At 68.8% G+C, this 19,175-nt stretch carries 18 protein-coding genes; 11 read left to right on the top strand and 7 right to left on the bottom strand.

Annotation, left to right across the window (positions count from 1 at the left end; all coding sequences use genetic code 11):
* Window positions 1-165 precede the first annotated feature (165 nt).
* Window positions 166-4,068 carry a S8 family peptidase gene (locus V9K99_RS21260; protein WP_337007152.1) on the bottom strand — a complete coding sequence of 1,301 codons (3,903 nt, stop codon included), beginning with the start codon at window positions 4,066-4,068 and terminating at the stop codon, window positions 166-168.
* A gap of 92 nt (window positions 4,069-4,160) precedes the next feature.
* Between V9K99_RS21260 and V9K99_RS21255 the strand changes: the two genes are divergently transcribed.
* The 10 genes from V9K99_RS21255 to V9K99_RS21210 all read left to right on the top strand — a co-directional run bounded on the left by V9K99_RS21255 (window position 4,161) and on the right by V9K99_RS21210 (window position 13,058).
* Entirely contained in the window at window positions 4,161-5,141 is a 981-nt protein-coding gene (locus tag V9K99_RS21255) for a LuxR C-terminal-related transcriptional regulator (RefSeq protein ID WP_337336402.1), read from the top strand.
* The gene (locus tag V9K99_RS21250) at window positions 5,134-5,961 is read left to right on the top strand and encodes a LuxR C-terminal-related transcriptional regulator (RefSeq protein WP_337007156.1); all 828 of its coding nucleotides are present in this window, start codon (window positions 5,134-5,136) and stop codon (window positions 5,959-5,961) included. The genes V9K99_RS21255 and V9K99_RS21250 overlap by 8 nt, the downstream gene beginning before the upstream one ends.
* Entirely contained in the window at window positions 5,958-6,485 is a 528-nt protein-coding gene (locus V9K99_RS21245; protein WP_337007159.1) for a hypothetical protein, read from the top strand. The genes V9K99_RS21250 and V9K99_RS21245 overlap by 4 nt, the downstream gene beginning before the upstream one ends.
* Before the next feature lie 30 nt (window positions 6,486-6,515).
* The gene (locus tag V9K99_RS21240) at window positions 6,516-7,778 is read left to right on the top strand and encodes a magnesium transporter MgtE N-terminal domain-containing protein (RefSeq protein WP_337007161.1); all 1,263 of its coding nucleotides are present in this window, start codon (window positions 6,516-6,518) and stop codon (window positions 7,776-7,778) included.
* Window positions 7,768-8,301, top strand: a complete 534-nt coding sequence (locus tag V9K99_RS21235; RefSeq protein ID WP_337007163.1) for a DUF1003 domain-containing protein — start codon at window positions 7,768-7,770, stop codon at window positions 8,299-8,301. Before V9K99_RS21240 ends, V9K99_RS21235 begins: the two co-directional genes overlap by 11 nt.
* Before the next feature lie 51 nt (window positions 8,302-8,352).
* Window positions 8,353-9,249 carry a zinc metalloprotease HtpX gene (htpX, locus tag V9K99_RS21230; RefSeq protein ID WP_337007165.1) on the top strand — a complete coding sequence of 299 codons (897 nt, stop codon included), beginning with the start codon at window positions 8,353-8,355 and terminating at the stop codon, window positions 9,247-9,249.
* 3 nt (window positions 9,250-9,252) lie between these two features.
* A complete protein-coding gene (gene pspAB, locus V9K99_RS21225; protein ID WP_337007167.1) occupies window positions 9,253-9,816 on the top strand; it encodes a PspA-associated protein PspAB in 564 nt (187 codons plus the stop codon).
* Between the two features lie 78 nt (window positions 9,817-9,894).
* The gene (locus V9K99_RS21220; protein ID WP_337007169.1) at window positions 9,895-11,040 is read left to right on the top strand and encodes an Mrp/NBP35 family ATP-binding protein; all 1,146 of its coding nucleotides are present in this window, start codon (window positions 9,895-9,897) and stop codon (window positions 11,038-11,040) included.
* A 41-nt stretch (window positions 11,041-11,081) separates the two neighbouring features.
* Window positions 11,082-12,182, top strand: coding sequence for a GNAT family N-acetyltransferase (locus V9K99_RS21215; protein ID WP_337007171.1), 1,101 nt, complete (start codon window positions 11,082-11,084; stop codon window positions 12,180-12,182).
* 45 nt (window positions 12,183-12,227) lie between these two features.
* Window positions 12,228-13,058, top strand: a complete 831-nt coding sequence (locus V9K99_RS21210) for a DUF427 domain-containing protein (RefSeq protein WP_337007173.1) — start codon at window positions 12,228-12,230, stop codon at window positions 13,056-13,058.
* Between the two features lie 115 nt (window positions 13,059-13,173).
* Here the strand turns inward: V9K99_RS21210 and V9K99_RS21205 are convergent, their stop codons facing one another.
* From V9K99_RS21205 to V9K99_RS21180, 6 genes are all read right to left on the bottom strand, one after another.
* Window positions 13,174-13,518 (bottom strand): sec-independent translocase, encoded by a 345-nt coding sequence (locus tag V9K99_RS21205; protein WP_337007175.1) that lies wholly within the window; start codon window positions 13,516-13,518, stop codon window positions 13,174-13,176.
* Window positions 13,519-13,636: 118 nt separating this feature from the next.
* Complete coding sequence (locus V9K99_RS21200; protein ID WP_337007483.1) at window positions 13,637-14,968, bottom strand: S1C family serine protease; 1,332 nt, start codon at window positions 14,966-14,968, stop codon at window positions 13,637-13,639.
* Window positions 14,969-15,205: 237 nt separating this feature from the next.
* Window positions 15,206-16,264: a sigma-E factor regulatory protein RseB domain-containing protein gene (locus V9K99_RS21195; RefSeq protein WP_337007177.1), complete on the bottom strand. Its 1,059-nt coding sequence runs from the start codon at window positions 16,262-16,264 to the stop codon at window positions 15,206-15,208.
* A 3-nt stretch (window positions 16,265-16,267) separates the two neighbouring features.
* Window positions 16,268-16,879 carry an anti-sigma factor family protein gene (locus V9K99_RS21190; protein ID WP_337007179.1) on the bottom strand — a complete coding sequence of 204 codons (612 nt, stop codon included), beginning with the start codon at window positions 16,877-16,879 and terminating at the stop codon, window positions 16,268-16,270.
* Entirely contained in the window at window positions 16,876-17,538 is a 663-nt protein-coding gene (sigE, locus tag V9K99_RS21185; protein ID WP_337007181.1) for an RNA polymerase sigma factor SigE, read from the bottom strand. The genes V9K99_RS21190 and sigE overlap by 4 nt, the downstream gene beginning before the upstream one ends.
* A 152-nt stretch (window positions 17,539-17,690) precedes the next feature.
* Window positions 17,691-17,912, bottom strand: coding sequence for a biotin/lipoyl-binding carrier protein (locus tag V9K99_RS21180; RefSeq protein ID WP_337007183.1), 222 nt, complete (start codon window positions 17,910-17,912; stop codon window positions 17,691-17,693).
* Between the two features lie 164 nt (window positions 17,913-18,076).
* Between V9K99_RS21180 and V9K99_RS21175 the strand changes: the two genes are divergently transcribed.
* Window positions 18,077-19,078 (top strand): LacI family DNA-binding transcriptional regulator, encoded by a 1,002-nt coding sequence (locus V9K99_RS21175; protein ID WP_337007185.1) that lies wholly within the window; start codon window positions 18,077-18,079, stop codon window positions 19,076-19,078.
* Window positions 19,079-19,175: the final 97 nt, after the last annotated feature.

The following is a 19,175-nucleotide window of genomic DNA, read 5'->3' as shown; positions in this document are numbered from 1 at the left end:
CTCCTCGGGTTACCCGCCGGTCACCGGCAGCGTACGGCGAAACCCACCGCCACCCCGGTGACCCGGCTCACTTCCCGAGCCCAGTGTGTCCCGATTCACCACCTTGAGAACCCACCGATCATTTCTGCGCCCCGAAAGTGGTCGGTGGCTTCTCAAGGTCGGCTTTCAGTGGGCGGTGAGGCCGTAGGCGCGGGTGATGGTTTGTTTGATGGTGTTGCCGTCAGCGTCCACGCCCTCGGTGCGGAGGCTGACGGCGCCAGCGGTCTTGGGGTGCGTGAGTACTGCGGTGTACTCGCTGCGGGCGGACTTCTTCGTCCGGACCGGCTGCCAGGTGACGCCGTCGTCGTAGCTGACCGAGAGCTTCAGACTGGTCAGCTCCGGGTCGCTGCTCAGGTAGGAGTGGTGGTAGCCGCTGATCTTGATCTCATGGGCGCGTCCAGCCGGCAGGGTGTTGTCCAGCCGCAGTCCAAGGTCGTAGCCCAGGTACAGCTGCTTGTTCGGCTCACAGCTCCCCTTGTCCGGCGTTCCCAGCCTCGTGTACGTGTCCCACGTCCCGCAGTGCACCCCGACACCGAGTGGTGGCCGATACGGGAACCCGTTGGTCGGCTTGCCCGTGGTGAAGGTCCACTCCGACTCCACCGTGCGCGCCCAGCGCTGCGGCTTGAACGGCGCCGGGTAGCTCTCGGTCAGCCGGTATCGGCCCGGCTGGTCCGGCAGAACGACGTACGGGACGTTGATGAAGGCGATGAAGAACAGCCAGTAGCCCTCCTCGACCGGTAGCTCCTTGCCGTCCGGCCCCCACATCCGCAGCTTGGCCTGTGGTTCGCCGCGGAGGATGTCGGTGGAGTAGTAGGTCTGCGAGCCACCGCCCAGACCGTCGCTGTCCTTGATGTGCCACGGCATGAAGACGTTGCCGCTACGGCATGCCTGGCACAGCTGCCAGTAGTAGTCGTTCATCTCCGGCGTGATCGACCGCGTCGCGGCGTGGACCAGTGGTTGTGCGCCGAAGGTGTCAGTACGACGACCAGGCCGGGTCAGCACGTCCTCACGGCTCTGCAGCCACCCGTTGCGGTGGAACGCGTTCATGTCGGCGGGAGCGTCGTACGAGATGCTCACACCACGAGTGCGCAGTACGCCGCCCTGCATCGGGCCGACGTACTCGGTGAGGGTGCCAGGGGCCCGCATGGTCAGCTTCACCGAACCGAGGTTCCGTGCGGGCTTCATCGCGGCGCCCCAGCGCAGGTCGAGCTCACCCGGTGCGTCAGCGTGGTAGCGGCTGTCGAACTGGTAGAGGTCCCGTGAGGTCACCGACTTGTCCAGTCTCGTCGGGATGCGGCCTTCCACCGGGTACGAGAGCGAGTAGACATACGGGATCGTCGCCGTACCCGTGACGGTCAGATTGACCCGCCCGCGCTCCAGCCGGTCCTTCAGCGCCTGCCCTTGCTCAGCAGGCAGCGTCAGCGCAGGCATAGGTGTCTCGATCTCGTCCTGCGCGTCGTCGACCGGGATGGCTCGTCCGACTGCGCCGTACACGAGTACGGCGGCCGCACCGGCCTTCTGTGCGTCGAGCACGCGGTTCAGCACGCCGGCACGACAGGTCCAGGCCGTCTCCGGGCAGAGGTCCGAGACGTCGAGCAGTACGACGGCTCCCTCCACCGGCGTACCGAACACCAGTGGCAGCCGCTTCACCCCGTTGAAGCGAGCATCCTGCACATGCAGGCTCAGGTACTTCGGATCGAGCACCACACCACCAGCCGTCATCGTGACCAGTGGTGTGGTGAGCAGCCGGTCGTCACGCCACAAGAACTGGCCAACGGTGACCTGCTTGGTCGGAGTGGCCCAAAGACCCCACTCCTGCTTGTAAACCGACGCCGCACTGACCCGCAGACTGCGCAACCCACCCGCGGACGCCTGCACGTACCCGGTCTGCGTTTCCGCAGCCGCCGAAGCCCTTGGTGTCCGCGTGCTCGCCTTCGTGGCCTTGCGAGCATCGAGTACGACGTTCACGTCCGACCGCACCTCTACCTGCGGATCGGTCAGCAACGTGACCTGTGGGTTGCCCTGAGCATCTCGCCAGTTGATCGAGGTCTGCACGGCGTACGTGCCCTCGTCGAGGGATCCGCCGACGCTCTGGGCACCCGGGGCGAACTGTGCGTTGTTGCTGAGGTCCAGGTCATCGAGGTCGTCCAGCCGCAGGAAGTTCCAGGTGTTGTAGCGCACATCTGTGGCCCCGGCCGGCAGCACGACGCGCGCGGTCAGCTTGTACCTGTTCGGTTTCAGGTACGCCGCCACCGCATTGTGCAGCCGTAGATCGCCAGCGGTCGCGGTGATCGAGCCCTGGTACCAAGTACGCGGCCCGGTGGTGTCGAACGAGACGGTGACCGGTGCAGAGCCGTTGGCAGGCACCGTGACGCTTTCAGGAACGCTCAACCGGGGTGATGCGGTCAGGGCGAGTGTTACGGGTTCCTGGGTCGTGTTGACGTAGGTGATCGTCTTGGTGGCCGGTACGTCGTACGGCGTGGGCAGGATGCCGAAGTCCAGGTTGCCAGTGCTGTAGACGCCCTGCTTGACCGCACGAGCGACATCGACCCTGCCAGCACCTATCTGGTAAGCGTTGCCGTCGATCTCCTTCGAGCTGCTGATCAGAGCGCTCTTGAGTTGCTGGCCGGACCAGTCCGGGTGTTGCTGGGCCAGGAGGGCAGCAGCGCCGGCCACGTGCGGTGTGGCCATCGACGTACCGCTCAGGGTCGTGTACTTGTCGCCTACCGGAGTGCCAAGGGATGTCCCCGCTGCACGGGCCGCGACGATCGACACACCGGGAGCGGAGATGTCGGGCTTCAGGCCGTAGTTGGTGACGCGCGGTCCCTGGCTGGAGAACGACGCGCGCCGGTCCTGGCTGTCGACGGCCGCGACGGTGAGGGCCGAGTCAGCGGCAGCGGGCGAGCTGATGGTCATCGGCAGCGTGTCGTTGCCTGCGGCCACTACGAAGAGGGTGTCGTACTGCGCCGACAGGTCGTTGACGGCTTGGCTCATCGGGTCGGTGCCGTCGTAGCAGCAGGCGCCCAGGCTCATGCTGATCACATCGGCGCCCTGTGCGGCCGCCCACTCCATTCCGGCGATGATGCTCGACGCCGGACCGCTGCCCAGGTTGTCCAGCACCTTGCCGACCAGCAGGGTGGCGTCCGGCGCGACGCCCTTGTACTTGCCGTCCGAAGCAGCGCCGGACCCGAGGATGGTGTCGGCGACGTGCGTCCCATGCCCGTGGCCGTCGGTGACGGTCTCTCCTGTGATGAAGCTCTGCGAGGCCTCGATCCGGCCGGCCAGATCCGGGTGCGTCGCGTCGATGCCGGTGTCGAGTACGGCGACCTTGACGCCCTTACCGGTGTAGCCGGCCTGCCAGGCTTCCGGTGCGCCGATCTGCGGCACGCTCACGTCCAGGCTGGCCTGGACCTTGCCGTCGAGCCAGACCTTCACGACACCGGCGTCGAGGCTCCGCGCGCTCGGAGTGTCCACGGCTGCCCAGAAGCTGCCCGTCTGGGTCTTGGCCACGCTGACAGCGGCTCCACGGATGCTGGTCAGCGCCCGTGCGTTGCTGGTGGCCGGTAGCGCATCTGCGGCTGTGGCTGCTCTGGCGGTGGCAGCGCCGTACTGGAGGATGAGTGGGAGGGACGACGCCTTGCTGTCGGTGTAGCCGTTCTTGGTGAGGTAGGAGACGTCGAAGAGGCGGCGGTCCAGGCGCCCGGCGGTGACGAGGTCGGTCGCGTCGGACGGGAAGACGTAGTACTGGTCGCCCTCGCGGAGCTGGGTGAAGACGACCGGACGGCCGTCCTCTCGGCGCGCAGCGGTGACGTCAGCGTCGACCGGCGTTCCGTCCGCGGTGAAGCGGTAGGTGACCTGGTCGCCGGTGATCAGCGTGACCTTCTCGCTGCCCGTCGGGCCGGTGACCGGGGCGGCCTGCTGAGGGGCCGCCGCCTGCACAGGAGCGGGTGGTGTCGCGCCAGCTGTGAGGGTGCCGAGCACGAGCGAGACGACTGTGAGCGCAACAACCGGCATCCGCCATCTGGCCATGGGGCATCTCCTAGAGGGTCGAGCGGGACCTGAGCCGACCCTGGCAGGGCTGCGACTTGTCCGGAAGCGGTCTGGTTGGGCAGTTCACGCCAATGGCGAAAACCGGCGATGATCAAGCAGTGCTCGAGCCGCTCGGTCTGACTCGCGAGGTACAGGACCTCTACGAGTCGCTCGTGTCCCGGCGCCCGGTCGCCGCGTCAGAGCTGAGTGACAGCGCCAGCGAGCTGGCCAGACTCGTCGAGCTCGATCTCGTGACGCTGGTGGACACCGACCCGCCCAGGTACGTCATACTGCCTCCGGACACCGCGCTCGACGTGCTGGCCCGTCGTCGGGAGCGAGAGCTGGCCAACGCCCGACGCAAGATGGTGGAGCTGACAGTGCGGTTCCATGGCAGTACGTCGCGCCGCGAGCCCGCGGACCTGATGGAGGTGCTGCACGGCGATCAGGAGATCGCGCAGTGCATGACCAGGTTGTTGCTCGGTGCCCGTAAGGAGGTCTGTGGCTGGGACGCTCCGCCGTACCGGGACGACCCCAATCAGGTGAATCAGCTGGAGCTGGACCAACTCAAGCGGGGTGTCACCTTCCGAGTCATCTACGACCGTCGTGGCTCGGTGGACAGACCCGGACGGCTGGCCGCACTCGCCCAGGGCATCGCCGACGGCGAGCAGGCCCGGGTGGGCGACGTACCGCTGAAGCTGATCGTCACCGACGCACCGATGGCCTTCGTCCCCTTCGACGTACGGGCGACCAAGCACCAGACCGCGCTGCTGATCCACGACCCGGTCATGGTGGCCGGACTGGCCGCACTGTTCGAGCTGTACTGGGACAGGTCCGTCCCACTAACCACGTACGTCGGCCAGCCCGCAGTCGACCGTCCGACGCCCGAGGAGCGGGACCTGCTGGCGCTACTCATGTCAGGCTTCACCGATCTCGAGATGGCGGCTCACCTGGGCTGGAGCGAGCGCACCGTCCGCAAGCACATCGACGGCATGCGGCACCGCCTGAACGCCGACACGCGCTTCCAGGCCGGCTATCAGGCCGTACTGCGTGGCTGGCTGGAGCACCGTGGGTGACCTGACCGCGCTCGGCCTCAGCCCAGCAGAAGAGGAAGCGTACTGCGCCCTGGTCGGCAGCCCCGCGGCTCCAGCAGGACAGGACGACGCGCTGGAGAGCCTGCTCGCGAAGGGCCTCATCAGCGAGGTCGACGGCTTGTACGTCGCCGTCGCCCCGGACATCGCCCTGGAAGTCCTATTGCTCGACCAGGAACGGCTCCTGCGCGATGCCCGGACCCGCATCGACGCATTGGCCGACGACTACCGCAACCACACTGGCGCACCCACGGCCACGTTGCTGGAACTCGTCAGCGGGACTGTTGCCGTCAAACAGCGGATCCTGCAAGTGCAGCAGGCCGCACGGACCGAGCTGCGGCGACTGGTCAAGGCACCGTACGGCGCTCCCCCGCTGCACCGTGCTGACTGCCGGACCGTGTACGAGAGCGGCGTACTCGATGCTTCTGGCAACGAGGCGGCCCGGGTACTCCCTTCGGTGCCGCTTCAGCTCTATCTGGCGGACGACCGGCTGGCGCTCATCCTGCTGGCTCCCGACTCGGCTGTGATCCTGCAGCCGTGTGGCCTGTTCGATGCCTATGCCGAGCTGTTCGAGCGGCTCTGGGAACGTGCTCTGCCAGTCGAGTCGACCGATCACGAGACCCTGGTCGCGCTACTGCTGGCAGGGCTGACTGACCAGGCCATCGCTCGTCAGCTCGGGGTGAGCGCCCGTACGGCCCAGCGCAAGATCGCCGCACTGATGCAGGAGCTGGGGGCGCGGACCCGCTTCCAAGCAGGTGCACAGGCCGCGATCCGGGAGCTTGGTGTGACACCCTTGGAGCCGTGACCATCGAGGACGCTGCTGCCGAGATCGCCGGTGTCATGAAGAAGGCCGGCCTGGTCTGGCTGTCGTGGAACGGTGGCCGGCCCGCCCCGGCCTGGTTCGCCACGGTCGACGGGCAGTACGTCGTACTGGCGGATGCAGCCGACAGTGCGGAGCAGCCACTGCCCGGACTGGTCACGGCAGGTGCTGCTGAGGTCGTCGTACCGGCCAAGCCTGCTACCAACCGACTGGCGAGCTGGATGGCGACCGTACGGCGGCTGGAGCCCGGCAGCGAGGAGTGGACCGCTGCGGCCCAGGTACTGCGCACTGAGCGGCTCAACGCGGCCGGACTGGACACCCAACTGGAGCGGTGGAAGACCGAGGCCGACCTGCTCGTACTGGAGCCCACCGGCGAGGTCACCGAGCGAGCTGGTCAGTACGACGACCGCCCGCGGGCTGAGTCGCCGATCGGGACGACCGCGACCACCCGGGGCAAGCCTCCGGTCACTCTGCACCGTCGCATCCGCCGCAGGCCACGCCTGAGCTGAGAGTCCACGTCGGCGGGTTAGCCTTCGAACATGAGCGGATCACCGTCGCGCGTGTACGTGGCTCGGCTGGCCGGTCTCCCCGTGTACGACCCGAACGGGGACCAGGTCGGCAAGGTCCGCGACGTCGTGGTGATGCTGCGGCAAGGAACCCAGCCGCCGCGGGTGCTCGGGCTGGTGGTGGAGGTGTTCACCCGGCGGCGCATCTTCCTGCCGATGACCCGGGTGACGTCCGTCGACGCCGGGCACGTGATCACCACCGGTCTGGTCAACATGCGGCGGTTCGAACAGCGGCCGACCGAGGTGCTGGTGCTTGGCGAGCTACTGGACCGCACTGTGACCATCAACGAGACCGGCACGACCGCAGTGGTGTTCGACATGGCCATGGAGCAGTGGCGGACGCGTGACTGGGTCATGTCGAAGGTGGCGGTCCGTGAGGGCAGCAAGCGGTTCCGGCGACGCGGGCAGTCCCATGTGCTCGACTGGACCGACGTGAGCGGGTTCACCCAGGTCGAGGAGGGTCAGGGCGCGACCCACATCCTGGCCGCGTTCGACACGATGAAGGCCGCCGACCTGGCCGGCGTACTGCACGACCTGTCTCCCAAGCGGCGCAAGGAGATCGCCGCCGCGCTGAACGACGAGCGACTGGCCGACGTACTGGAGGAGCTGCCCGAGGACGACCAGGTGGAGATCCTGGCCGGTCTGGACACCGAGCGCGCCGCGGATGTGCTCGAGGAGATGTCCCCGGACGACGCGGCCGACCTGATCGCCGAGCTGCCGACCGACACCGCTGAGCGCCTGCTGACGCTGATGGAGCCGGACGAAGCAGAGGACGTACGGCGTTTGCTGACGTACGAGGAGCGCACGGCCGGCGGACTGATGACGTCGGAGCCGGTGATCCTGCCGGCCGACGCGACCGTGGCGGACGCTCTGGCGCATGTCCGGAACGCCGAGCTGAGTCCGGCACTGGCCGCGATGATCTACGTCTGCCGGCCGCCTTTGGAGACCCCCACCGGGCGGTTCATCGGCGTCGGCCACATCCAGCGGCTCCTGCGCGAACCACCGTCCGAGCTGGTGTCCGCCGTACTGGACACAGACCTGGACGGGCTGCGGCCGGACGACAGTCTGCATGCCGTGAGCAAGTACCTGGCCACCTACAACCTGGTGGCCGCACCGGTGCTCGACGAGGAGGGCCGGCTGCTCGGAGCGGTGACCGTGGACGACGTACTCGACCATCTGCTCCCCGAAGACTGGCGCGAATCCGAACAGCAGGAGGTGGACCGCCATGCCCCGTGACGACCGCAGCAGCGCCGACGACCGCCGAATGCTCCGCAGTACCGCCCGGCTGGACGTGCCGCGCGACCTGCGCCGTACCTTCGTGCGACCGTCGTACGACGCCGATGCCTTCGGGCGGCTGTCGGAGCGGATCGCCCGCTTCCTCGGCACCGGGCAGTTCCTGGTCTACATGACCGCGACGATCCTGTTCTGGGTCGGCTGGAACATCTTCGCGCCGGAGCAGCTGCGCTTCGACGAGTACCCGTTCATCTTCCTGACCCTGGCACTCAGCCTGCAGGCGTCGTACGCCGCTCCCCTCATCCTGCTGGCGCAGAACCGGCAGGAGGGGCGCGACCGGGTGCAGTACGAGCGCGACCGCGACGTCGACGCGCGCACCCGGGCGGACATGGAGTTCCTGGCCCGCGAGATGGCGTCGCTGCGGATGGCGGTCGGTGAGGTCGCCACTCGCGACTTCCTCCGCTCCGAGCTGCGATCGCTACTGGCCGATCTGGACCTGAAGAGCCGCGAGGACGATCGGGTCTGACGCCCTTTCGCGCCGCGCTACTCTCGCTAGCAGGTGAGGAAGGACGATGCGATGAAGACTCGCTTCAAACCTGATCGCGGGCTGACCAACCGGATGGTCGTCACCAGTTTCCTGCTCGGCCTGCTGTACGTCGGTTTCGTCGGGCTGCTGATCGCGTTGACGAAGAGCGCCGTACTGGCCGTCGTGATCGCGGGCGGCGCACTGTTCGTCCAGTACTGGTTCTCGGACCGGATCGCGCTGTACGCGATGCGTGGCCGGATTGTCAGCCCCGAGGAGGCGCCGCAGCTGCACGGCGCGATCGACCGGCTGTGCGCGCTGGCCGACATGCCCAAGCCGAAGGTCGCCATCGCGGACGTCGACCTGCCGAACGCGTTCGCGACCGGCCGCAACCCGGACAAGGCGGTCGTCTGCGTGACGACCGGGATCCTGCGCCGGCTGGACGCCGACGAGCTCGAAGGCGTGCTCGCCCACGAGCTGTCGCACGTCGCTCACCGGGACGTGGCCGTGATGACCATCGCGTCGTTCCTCGGCGTACTCGCCGGGCTGATCACCAGATTCGGCCTGTACGGCGGCATCGGCCGGAACCGCGATCAGAATGCCGCGATGGTGGTCCTGACCGTCGTCCTGGTGTCCGTGGCCGTCTACGCGATCTCGTTCCTGCTGACCCGGGCGCTGTCGCGCTACCGCGAACTGGCCGCCGACCGGGCCGCGGCGATGCTGACCGGACGACCGTCGGCGCTGGCGTCCGCGCTGACCAAGATCAGCGGGGACATCGCCCGCATCCCGTCCCGCGACCTGCGCCAGGCGGAGGCGTTCAACGCGTTCTTCTTCGCCCCTGCGCACTCGAGCGGGTTCAGCCTCTCATCGCTGTTCTCCACCCACCCGCCGCTCGAGCAGCGACTCGACCGGCTCGGGATGCTCGCTCGCGAGTTGGGGGAGCAGGCTTAGTCCATGGGCCTTCTCGACATCCTGCTCGGCCGGAGCAAAGCCGTCCCACCGAACCTCGACCAGCTCTTCTCCCTTCCCTCGGCCGCGATCACCCTGGACACCGCCGCCGGCTACCGGCCGACCGGCAGCGGTTCGGTCTGTTTCAAGGCCGCGGAGGGCGGCGGGTTCTCGACGCTGCGGGAGGAGGTCGACAAGCTGCTCGCCCTCGACGGCGACAAGTTCACCAGCCACACCGACTCCTACGGCTTCACCTGGCTGGTCCGGCAGACCTCCCCCGACGACGTCGAAGGACTCGTCACCGACCTGCACGCGGTCAACACCTCACTCGTCGACGCCGGCTTCGGCTCCGCGCTGCTATGCACCCTGGTCGCCTTCACCAACGGCACCAAGTCACTCGGCCTCGTGTACCTGTACAAACGCGGCTCCTGGTACCCGTTCGTCCCGGTCGGCCCGGACCGCCGCGACAACGCCACCGAACTCCAGATCAAGTCCATCATCGGCACCGACCTCCGCTTCGAACCCGACCTCTCCCGCTGGTTCCCGGTCTACGGCGCCCCCGGCCTCTGAAGGTTAGGGTTACCTTCCTGGATGTAGCTCACACGGACCGTGGTCGGTGGGGTTCGTGGGAGCACGTAGCCTTGGGGTATGGCTCCCACTGCTGATCAGGTGACCGCAGCGCTCGGTGGTGTGCTGGATCCGGAGATCAAGAAACCGATCACGGACCTGGGCATGGTCGAGTCCGTCGTCGTACGCGAGGACGGCGTGGTCGCCGTACGGATCCTGCTGACCGTCGCGGGCTGTCCGATGAAGGACACGCTGCGGCGTGACACCACGGCCGCGGTGAGCAAACTCGAGGGCGTCACCGGGGTCGAGATCGACCTGGGTGTGATGTCGGCCGAGCAGCGGGCTGCCCTGCAGACGCAGTTGCGCGGTGGCGTGGCGGAGAAGGAGATCCCGTTCTCCCGGCCGGACTCGCTGACCAAGGTGTTCGCGATCGCATCCGGCAAGGGCGGGGTCGGCAAGTCCTCGGTGACGGTCAACCTCGCGGTCGCGATGGCCCGGCAGGGGCTGTCGGTCGGCGTCCTGGACGCGGACATCTACGGGCACTCGGTGCCGGCCATGTTCGGGGTCGCGGACGAGCGGCCGACCGCGGTGGACGACATGATCATGCCGGTGCCCGCGCACGGCGTGAAGGTGATCTCGATCGGCATGCTGAAGCCGAAGCGCGACCAGGTGGTCGCCTGGCGCGGCCCGATCCTGGACCGCGCGCTGGTGCAGATGCTCGCGGACGTGTACTGGGGCGACCTCGACGTACTGCTTCTCGACCTGCCGCCGGGCACCGGCGACATCGCGATCTCGGTCGGCCAGCGACTGACCAGCGCCGAGGTGATCGTGGTGACGACCCCGCAGGAGGCCGCCGCCGAGGTGGCCGAGCGGGCTGGCACGATGGCGCAGATGGTGCACCAGCGGGTCGCTGGCGTGGTCGAGAACATGTCGTTCCTGCCCTGCCCGCACTGTGGTCCGGAGCACCGGATCGAGATCTTCGGCTCCGGCGGCGGGATCCGAGTGGCGGAGACGCTGTCCGCGCGGCTCGGGTACAAGATCCCCCTGCTGGGCGAGATTCCGCTGGACGAGCGGCTGCGCAGCGGCGGCGACCTGGGCAACCCGCTGGTGGCGGCCGACCCGGAGACTCCGGCGGCGCAGGTCCTCGACCAGATCGCGGCCACGCTCGGCGGACGCCCCCGCGGCCTGCTCGGCCGCCAGCTCGGTCTGTCCCCCGCCGGACGCTAATCCGGCTGAAGGTTGCCTCCGGCTGGTGTTGACTTGGCCGGGTGCCGATTCCTACTGAGCATCCGGTCCTGACCGACGGTGTGGTGACGCTGCGCGCACCGCGACCTGACGACGTACAAGGACAACTCGAACGTCGTCTCGAGGACCCGGACCGCGGGTACGACGAGGACGACGCACGCCGGTGGATCAGCTACGGGATCACGGAGGCGTGGAAGACGGGCGAGCGGCTCGCGTTCGTGATCGAGTACCGGGGCCGGTACGCCGGAACTGCTTCACTGAAGCCGGATTCCGATGGCAACGCGCGGCTCGCGTACGGCCTGTCGCGGTGGGCTCGTGGCGCCGGTGTGATGAGCCGGGCGGTGCGGTTACTGCTGGAGTTCGGGTTCACCACGTGCGGGTTTCACGTCGTGCACTGGTGGGCGCAGGTCGGGAACTGGCCGTCTCGCCGGGTGGCGTGGGCGACCGGGTTCCGGCTGGGCGAGACGATCCCTTCGCTCGCTGAGGAAGGCGGCCGCCGGGTCGACGCGTGGACGGGGTGGATCGGGCCGTCGGATCCGCGCGAGCCCCGCCGGCCGTGGTTCGAGACCCCGGTGCTGGAGACTCCGCGACTGCGGCTGCGCACCTGGCGCGAGGACGAGATCCCGCGCATCACCACCGCCCGGACGAACCAGACGACTGCTCATTTCCTGCCGTTCATCCCGCAGCCGTTCACCGCCGAGGACGCCCGCTTCTGGCTCCACGACCTGGCCGAGCAGGCCGCAGCCGGTCGTCGCATGAACTGGTGCTTGGCCGACCGCGACACCGACCTGGGCCTCGGCAATCTCACCCTGTTCAACATCTACCGGGACGCGGTCCGCGACGGCGAACTCGGCTACTGGGCGCACCCCGACGCCCAAGGCCGCGGCGTCATGACGGAGGCGATCCAGCGGGTGGCTCAGTGGTACTTCGCACCCGAACACGAAGGCGGCCTGGGCGGCCGCAAACTCGTGATCCGCACCGCCGCCACCAACACCGCCGCCCGCCGCGTCGCCGAAAAGGCCGGCTTCCACCTGGCCGGCACCGAACGCGAAGCCTTCCGCCTAGCCACCCACCTCGACGACAAAGTCACCTACGACCTCCTCGCCACCGACCTCCCCACCTGAACTGCGCTCTATCCCTCGTGGTGAGGCCCTCCTACATTGGGCAGGGTGAGCACACAGATGCAGGGCTGGGTGTTTGGGAGTCTGCCGATGCTGCGGCACGAGCCGACCGAGATGCGCGTCCGGGTCAGCGACGGAGCGCTCCAGATCGCGGACACCACCCGCGCGATGATCGTCTGGGAACCACGCCGGATCGTGCCGTCGTACGGCGTACCGGTGGCTGATCTCCGCGGCGAACTGGCTCCATCGAGCCTGCCTTCGATCCCCGCGCCGGACCGGATTCTCGATCCTGGGACGCCGTTCGCGGCCCACACCTGCGCCGGTGAGGCCGTCGACCTGCTGCTGGGTGACACCCGGTTCGCCGGGGTGGGGTTCCGGCCCGAGGACCCGGACCTGGCCGAGTACGTCGTACTCGATTTCTGGGCGTTCGACGGGTGGTTCGGCGAGGACGAGCGGCTGATGGCGCACCCGCGCGACCCGTTTCACCGGGTCGATGTCCGGCGGAGCTCGCGGACGGTCCGGCTCGAGCTGGAGGGGCAGGTGATTGCGGAGAGCAAGCGCCCGACGCTGGTGTTCGAGACCAGCCTGCCGATGCGGTTCTACCTGCCGCCGGAGGACATTCTCGTGGAGTTGACGCCAAGCGAGCGCAGGACGGCTTGTGCCTACAAAGGCGAGGCCTCCTACTTCTCGGTGGCCGGCTACACCGACTTCGCCTGGACCTACCCCGAGCCCCTCGACGGAGCCACTCCACTCGCCGGGCTGATCGCGTTCCTCGACGACAAACTCGACGTCTTCATCGACGGCCACCTGCGCGAGCAATCAGCCTCACCAGCCGCCGCCCTCTTCCACGACCGCTTCGGCCTGAAACAGCCCGACTGACCGCACCGGCTGCTGTTCAGCCTGCGAGCGTTCGCCGCCTGACGCTGCCCGCCCCCTGTCCTTCCTGCTTGAGCGTATCCGTTCTGCGGATGCCCGAGCCGGGGTTATCCACGGGTCAGGTGGATTCGGGGTCGAAGGGGGCTCGTTGGCCTGCCGGGAGGCGTTGGGGGGTGTCGGAGAACTCGGGGCTGGAGAGGGGCTTGTCGTCGTCGTAGTCGTCGGTGCCCTCGAGCAGGTGCTTGCGGACGAAGTTGCGCGGGTTCAGGTCCTGGATGTCCAGGTCGGCGAACTCCGGGCCGAGCTCGTTGCGCAGGTCGTTCTGCGCGTTGGTGACCATCTGGCGGACCTGGCGCAGCAGCCGGCCCGCCGTACGGGCGAACTCCGGCAGCCGATCCGGGCCGAAGACGAGCACGGCGACGATCGCGATCACCACCAGCTCGAGTGGCCCGATGCCGAACATGTCCCACCTCTTCTGCACGTCGTCTGCGACGGCGACCAGCGTAGCCGCAACCTGGTGACATCGCCTGCCGGGTCAGCCGATTCCGGACAACCCCGGCCGGCCCGTCGTACTCGCGATGTCAGCCCGTCTTCTGGGCGAGGGTGACGGTGGCCTGACGGGCCTTGCCGGAGCGCTCGTACACGAGCCGGATGCTCTCCCCCGGCTGGTGGGTGCGGATCGCCACGATCAGTGCCTCGGCGGTGTCGACCGGCTGGCTGTCGATCGCGGTGATCACGTCGCCGACGCGCAGTCCCGCGCGCAGGGCCGGGGAAGCGGGTTCGACCTTGCTGACCCGGGCGCCGCCCTCGAACTCCATGTCGACCTCGGCACCGATCACCGGGTACGACGCTTGACCGGTCGCGATCAACTGCTGCGCGGTCCGCCGGGCCTGGTCGATCGGGATCGCGAACCCGAGCCCGATGTTTCCGCTCTGGCCCTCGGAGGCGCCGCGGACGGTGGCGATCGCGGAGTTCACCCCGATCACCCGCGCGTTCATGTCGACCAGCGGCCCGCCGGAGTTGCCCGGGTTGATCGCGGCGTCGGTCTGCAACGCGCTGATGAACGACGCCTCACCCGGCTCTTCGCCGGTGGTGACCGGCCGGTTCTTGGCCGAGATGATGCCCGAGGTGACCGTGCCCGCGAGGCCGAGCGGCGAACCGATCGCGACCACGTCCTGCCCGACGATCGCCAGGTCGGACCGGCCGAACTGCACCGACGGCGCGTCCAGGCCGACCACCTGGACGACGGCCAGGTCGTACGCCGGTGAGCGGCCGACCAGCCGTGCGGTCCAGGTCTTGCCCTTGTCGTTGATGATCTGGATCGAGCCGCCCTGGGCCGCGGCCTGGACGACGTGGTTGTTGGTCAGGATGTGACCGGCGTTGTCGATGACGAAACCGGAGCCGGTCGCGTTCGTGTTGTCGCCGCCCTCGACCTTCAGTTGCACGACACTCGGCAGCAGGGTCGCGGCGACCGCGGAGACCGAACCGCTGCGGATCTTCGGATCCGCGCCGGTGCCGACCGGCGGGCCGGGCTGCTCGGCGACCGGGCGGTTGTTGTCCAGCGCGACGACGGTCACGGCCGCGCCGGCGCCGGCCAGCAGGCCGATGACGAGGGCTACGACGGCCGCGATGACGAGGATCCGGTTGCCCTTCGGCGGCGGGGCCGGCGTATACGCGCGGGCCTGCTGCTGGTGCCAGTCGAGCGGCGGGGGCGGGGTGTACGTCGGCTGGTACGACGGCCGCTGGGTCGGCCACGCCTGACCCGGGTACACCGGCCGGAAGTTCGGCTCCTGGGCCTGTGGCCGGCCGAAGCTGCGCTGCGTGACGGACCGCCCGCCGTTCTGCTGCCGGTACGCCTGGTCACTCCCCGGCGTCGGCAGCGGAGCCGCCCCCGCGCCGACCGCAGGCGGCACCAACGCGGATAGAGGAGAGCCGTTGCCGGAGGGGTCTGGCGACGTTGAGCCATTGCCGAGAGGGTCTGGGGTGGACACGCCGGGGTCGGGCGGGAGGACGCGGGTAGGCTCCGCGCTCGGCGTGGGTATGGTCGGCTCGGCGTCGTCGCTGGTCACGGTGCCCCGCCTCACGTCATCGTCGTGGTCGTCGGTCGGGCGGTCCGCTGCCCGGGTTGCGGAAGGGACTACCAGATTTGATTATCCCAGCTTCCCGGAAAGCGCACCCATCGGAGTGAGCCACGTCGCGATTTTGGCCAGCCCGGCGCCCACCCGCTGGACCGCGGTGAGCTTGACCGGGATGTCGTGCGGGAACGAGTCGACCACCTGCCCGAGCATGTCCGGCGGCAGATCACCGATCAGCGTGTAGACGATCCCGTTCGCCGACCAGACGACGTACGACGGCATCCCGTAGCGCAGGTATACACCCGGCGTCTCAGTGGTGCTGAACCCGGCGACCGCGGCCGGGTCGAGGGCTCCACGCTGCTCGAAGAGCGAGACGTTGAACAGCCCGTCGGAGTACGAGAACTGCAGTGACCCGTTCGTCGTGTCCTGATGGACGTCGTACAGCTTCAGCGACGCGGGCAGCTCCGGGGCGCAGACCCAGCCCTCGGACCGCAATCCGTCGACCTTGCCGAGCCCCAACGACTCGACTCCGCTCGGCGCCATCGGCGGCAGGTGCCTGAGGAACTCCGACTCCTCGATCTCCAGCTCGGTGAACACCGTGGCCCGGACCATCGTCTTACCGTCCGCGCTGAACAGCTGCCGCTGCAGCAGCAGTCCAGTCGCCTTGTCGATCCAGAACCGTGCCGCCAGCGTCTGGTTGTCCCGCAGCGCCTCCACCAGTACGGCGGCCCGCCCGATGGTGTCCGTGCAGCACTTGTAGACCAGCTGGTACGTCGCCCGCAGCAGAGTCAGCGGACCACCGTCGACTGCGGCGCCCGCGTTCGTAGCCCGCTGCACGAACGCCTTGGCCCCCGGGGACGACGGGGAGCCGACCACACTGATCTCAGACCCCTGTGAGGCCGCGTGGACGATGTCCAGCATCGCCGAGCTCGCGCCCTGTGGTCCCCACGCGGTGATGATCTGCGTGCCGTGGTACGACACGGTGTTCGGAGCCGCAGCGGCACGCGCCAGCCAGCTGATCGCCAGCGGCGAGTCCTCGCGTGCGGAAGTCGGTGGCGCTGCGACAGCGGGCGCAGGCAGGCCGAAGCCGATCAGTGCGGTGCTGACCAGTACGGCGAGCCGGGAGAGGCTCACAGGTCAGCGTCCTGTCAGGGCCACCGGCTGCAGCGTCGGGCTCAGCCCTGCGTACCCAGCCCCGTTGTACGAGTTCAGCAGCGCCACCGGGTCGGCGAACGGCGCTCCGTTCGTCGCGTTCGCGTGATCGGACGAGAAGCTCGCCACCGGCGGCTGCAGCGTCGGCGGCTGCTCCTGCCGCGACGGGTCCCCGACGACGAAGGCAGTCCCCAGCAGCGACGCGACGGCGGCAGCAGAACCAGCAGCGCCGAGTACGCCGGTACGACGCCGGCTCCGCGTGGACCGTGGAGCACCGGGCCGGGTGGCACCCGTGCGAGCGGCCGGGAACGCGGACCGCTGCGGGAAGAGCGAGACGGCCGGTGTGAGCACCGGACGGATCTCCTCACGCGGCTCCGGCGAGAACGACGAGACACCCATCAGGCGCTGCATCAGGTCGGTTGACGGGTCCGGCGACTCGAGAGCAGCCATCCGGGCCTTGAGCCGGCGCTGAGCGTCCACCTCGGACCGGCAGCTGTCACAGCCGACCAGGTGGCTCAGGACCTTGTCCCGCGAGTCGTGGTCCAGCGCACCGTCGACGACGGCGCTGAGCTTGTCCAGGGGGTGTTGCAGCGTCACCGGTGCTCACCTCCACCGAGTCCGTCGGCGGGTGGGCCGCCGACCCGGGTCTGGCCGGTCCGCGGAGCCCGGTGCTCGAGGTGCTTGCGCAGCATCGAGCGACCCCGGTGGATCCGGCTGCGCACGGTGCCGAGTTTCACGTCCAGGACGTCGGCGATCTCGTCGTACGTCATTCCCTCGATGTCGCAGAGCACCACGGCGGCGCGGAAGTCCTCCGGCAGCGTGTCCAGCGCGTACTGCACGTCGTGGTCGAACTGGTCCGAGTCCAGCTTCTCGGCCGGGCCGACGCCCTTGGCGGGCAGCCGGTCGTGGGCGTCCTCGGGCAGGCCGTCGAACCGGATCCGCTGCTTGCGCCGGGCGCCGTCCAGGAACAGGTTCGTGGTGATCCGGTAGAGCCAGCCCTCGAAGGTGCCCGGGGTGTACGACGACAGCGAGCGGAAGACCCGGACGAAGACCTCCTGGGTCAGGTCCTCGGCGTCGTGCTTGTTCCCGGTCAGCCGGTACGCGAGCCGGTAGACGCGTGCGGAGTGGGTCCGGACGATCTCGTCCCAGGACGGCAACGCGTCCGGAACCGGCTGGGGCGCAGGCGCCACGGAGGTGTCGGCCGGCTTCACCGCAACGCCTCCCTGGGTCCTCTCGGCAATGAGCGTGAAGGCCATGGTGCCGCGGTCACCGTCCTCTGCGCACGTCGGGAACACCCGGGTTCTACCCTGAGTTGCTCGTACGACGGCTCAACGCGGCGCCCGGACCGGAAGTTCCCGGCCAAGGCCTCCCAAGGACCAGACGCGTTGACATCCACTTTTGTTGCGCTCTACTTCTCCTCGATCACCGCGATGGGGTCGCCGTCCCGGACGACCTCACCCTCGACGACCTTCAGCTCGACGATGGTGCCGGCCACCTCGGCCAGCACCGGGATCTCCATCTTCATCGACTCCAGGATGACCAGGGTGTCATCCGGACCCACCGTGTCCCCGGCCCTGGCGGTGACCTTCAGCACATTGGCCACCAGCTCTGCCACGACGGTGTGACTCAACTCGCACTCCTCAGGTCCCGGACGTCTCGCCTCGATCCTAGGCCCCGGTCCGGATGGGTTCTCCTCCCAGCGCGGAGTGACACGGTTGCGAAAGCGCTTTCGCGAGCACACGATGGAGCCCCTCCGAGCCGGTGTCAACGGCTCGTGGCTGACTACGATGAGGCATGGCCGACCAGCTGATCACCTTGTCCGACGTGGCCGCTGCCGCGGGGGTGTCGCTGTCGACCGCCTCGAAGGCACTGAACGGCACCGACCGGATCTCCGCGGCCACCCGCGAACACGTCCGCGTCACCGCCGACCGGCTCGGCTTCCGGCACAACGCGCTGGCCCGGTCGTTCGCCCGCGGCCGCAGCCAGACGATCGGCGTCCTCACCTACCGCGCGGCAAACCCGTTCACCCGGGTCGTCCTGGCCAGTGCGGCCACCGAGCTCGGCGCCAAGGAACAGGCCATCCTGCTGTACGACGCCCGCCTCGGCGAGCACGACATCAACGAGAGCATCCTGCAGCTCAGGGCGCGCCGGATCGACGGCGTGATCGTGATCGGCAACGGGACCGGGTTCCCGGCTCCGTCGCTCACCGATCGGTTCGACGTACCGGTGACGTACGCGTTCACGTTCACCGAGGTGCCGGACGACATCACCATCACCGCGGACGACACCGCGATCGGACGGCTGGCGATGACCCACCTGCTGTCGAGCGGCCGGCGGCGGATCGCCCACATCACCGCCGAGCCGAACGATGCGGCCGCGGTACGGCGAGCAGCCGGTGCCGGCGAGGTGCTGGCCGAGGCCGGACTCGAGTGGGCCACGCCGGTTCGCTACGGCCGCTGGCGGGAGAACTGGGGCGAGGAAGCCGTACGCGAGGTGCTGACGGATGCACCGGACATCGACGCGATCTTCTGCGGCAGCGACGCGATCGCCCGGGGCGCCGAGCGCAGCCTGCGGCAGGCCGGCCGCGACGTCCCCGGTGACGTGGCCCTGATCGGCGTCGACAACTGGGAGCAACTCATGCACGACCAGCGCGGCTCCCTGCACCTCACCACGATCGATGTCGGCCTCGAGGAGATCGGCCGCCGGGTCGCGACCCAGCTCCTCGATCCCGACCCCGAGCTCCAGCCCGGCCTTCAGTACGTCGCTCCTCAGCTGGTCATCGCCGACACCGCCTGATCGTCGCCGTGGATCGAGTGCCGCGGGGTGAATCCGAGCTCGCGCGCCCGCGTGGTGTCGACCAGCGAACCGCGCCCTGACACGAACGCGTTCCGTT

The sequence above is a fragment of the Kribbella sp. CCNWLW201 genome (assembly GCF_037203805.1).
In the GTDB taxonomy this organism is placed as follows: domain Bacteria; phylum Actinomycetota; class Actinomycetes; order Propionibacteriales; family Kribbellaceae; genus Kribbella.
The sequence above is the reverse complement of the archived record's forward strand: the minus strand, read 5'-3'. Positions and strand labels throughout refer to the sequence as shown.

Excerpts from the sequence above, each read along its gene's own strand:
- V9K99_RS21235 (WP_337007163.1), top strand. The coding sequence starts at position 7,768 with ATGCCCCGTGACGACCGCAGCAGCGCCGACGACCGCCGAATGCTCCGC.
- V9K99_RS21255 (WP_337336402.1), top strand. The coding sequence starts at position 4,161 with ATGGCGAAAACCGGCGATGATCAAGCAGTGCTCGAGCCGCTCGGTCTG.
- V9K99_RS21175 (WP_337007185.1), top strand. The coding sequence starts at position 18,077 with ATGGCCGACCAGCTGATCACCTTGTCCGACGTGGCCGCTGCCGCGGGG.
- V9K99_RS21260 (WP_337007152.1), bottom strand. The coding sequence starts at position 4,068 with ATGGCCAGATGGCGGATGCCGGTTGTTGCGCTCACAGTCGTCTCGCTC.
- pspAB (WP_337007167.1), top strand. The coding sequence starts at position 9,253 with ATGGGCCTTCTCGACATCCTGCTCGGCCGGAGCAAAGCCGTCCCACCG.
- V9K99_RS21205 (WP_337007175.1), bottom strand. The coding sequence starts at position 13,518 with ATGTTCGGCATCGGGCCACTCGAGCTGGTGGTGATCGCGATCGTCGCC.
- V9K99_RS21220 (WP_337007169.1), top strand. The coding sequence starts at position 9,895 with ATGGCTCCCACTGCTGATCAGGTGACCGCAGCGCTCGGTGGTGTGCTG.
- htpX (WP_337007165.1), top strand. The coding sequence starts at position 8,353 with ATGAAGACTCGCTTCAAACCTGATCGCGGGCTGACCAACCGGATGGTC.
- sigE (WP_337007181.1), bottom strand. The coding sequence starts at position 17,538 with ATGGCCTTCACGCTCATTGCCGAGAGGACCCAGGGAGGCGTTGCGGTG.
- V9K99_RS21240 (WP_337007161.1), top strand. The coding sequence starts at position 6,516 with ATGAGCGGATCACCGTCGCGCGTGTACGTGGCTCGGCTGGCCGGTCTC.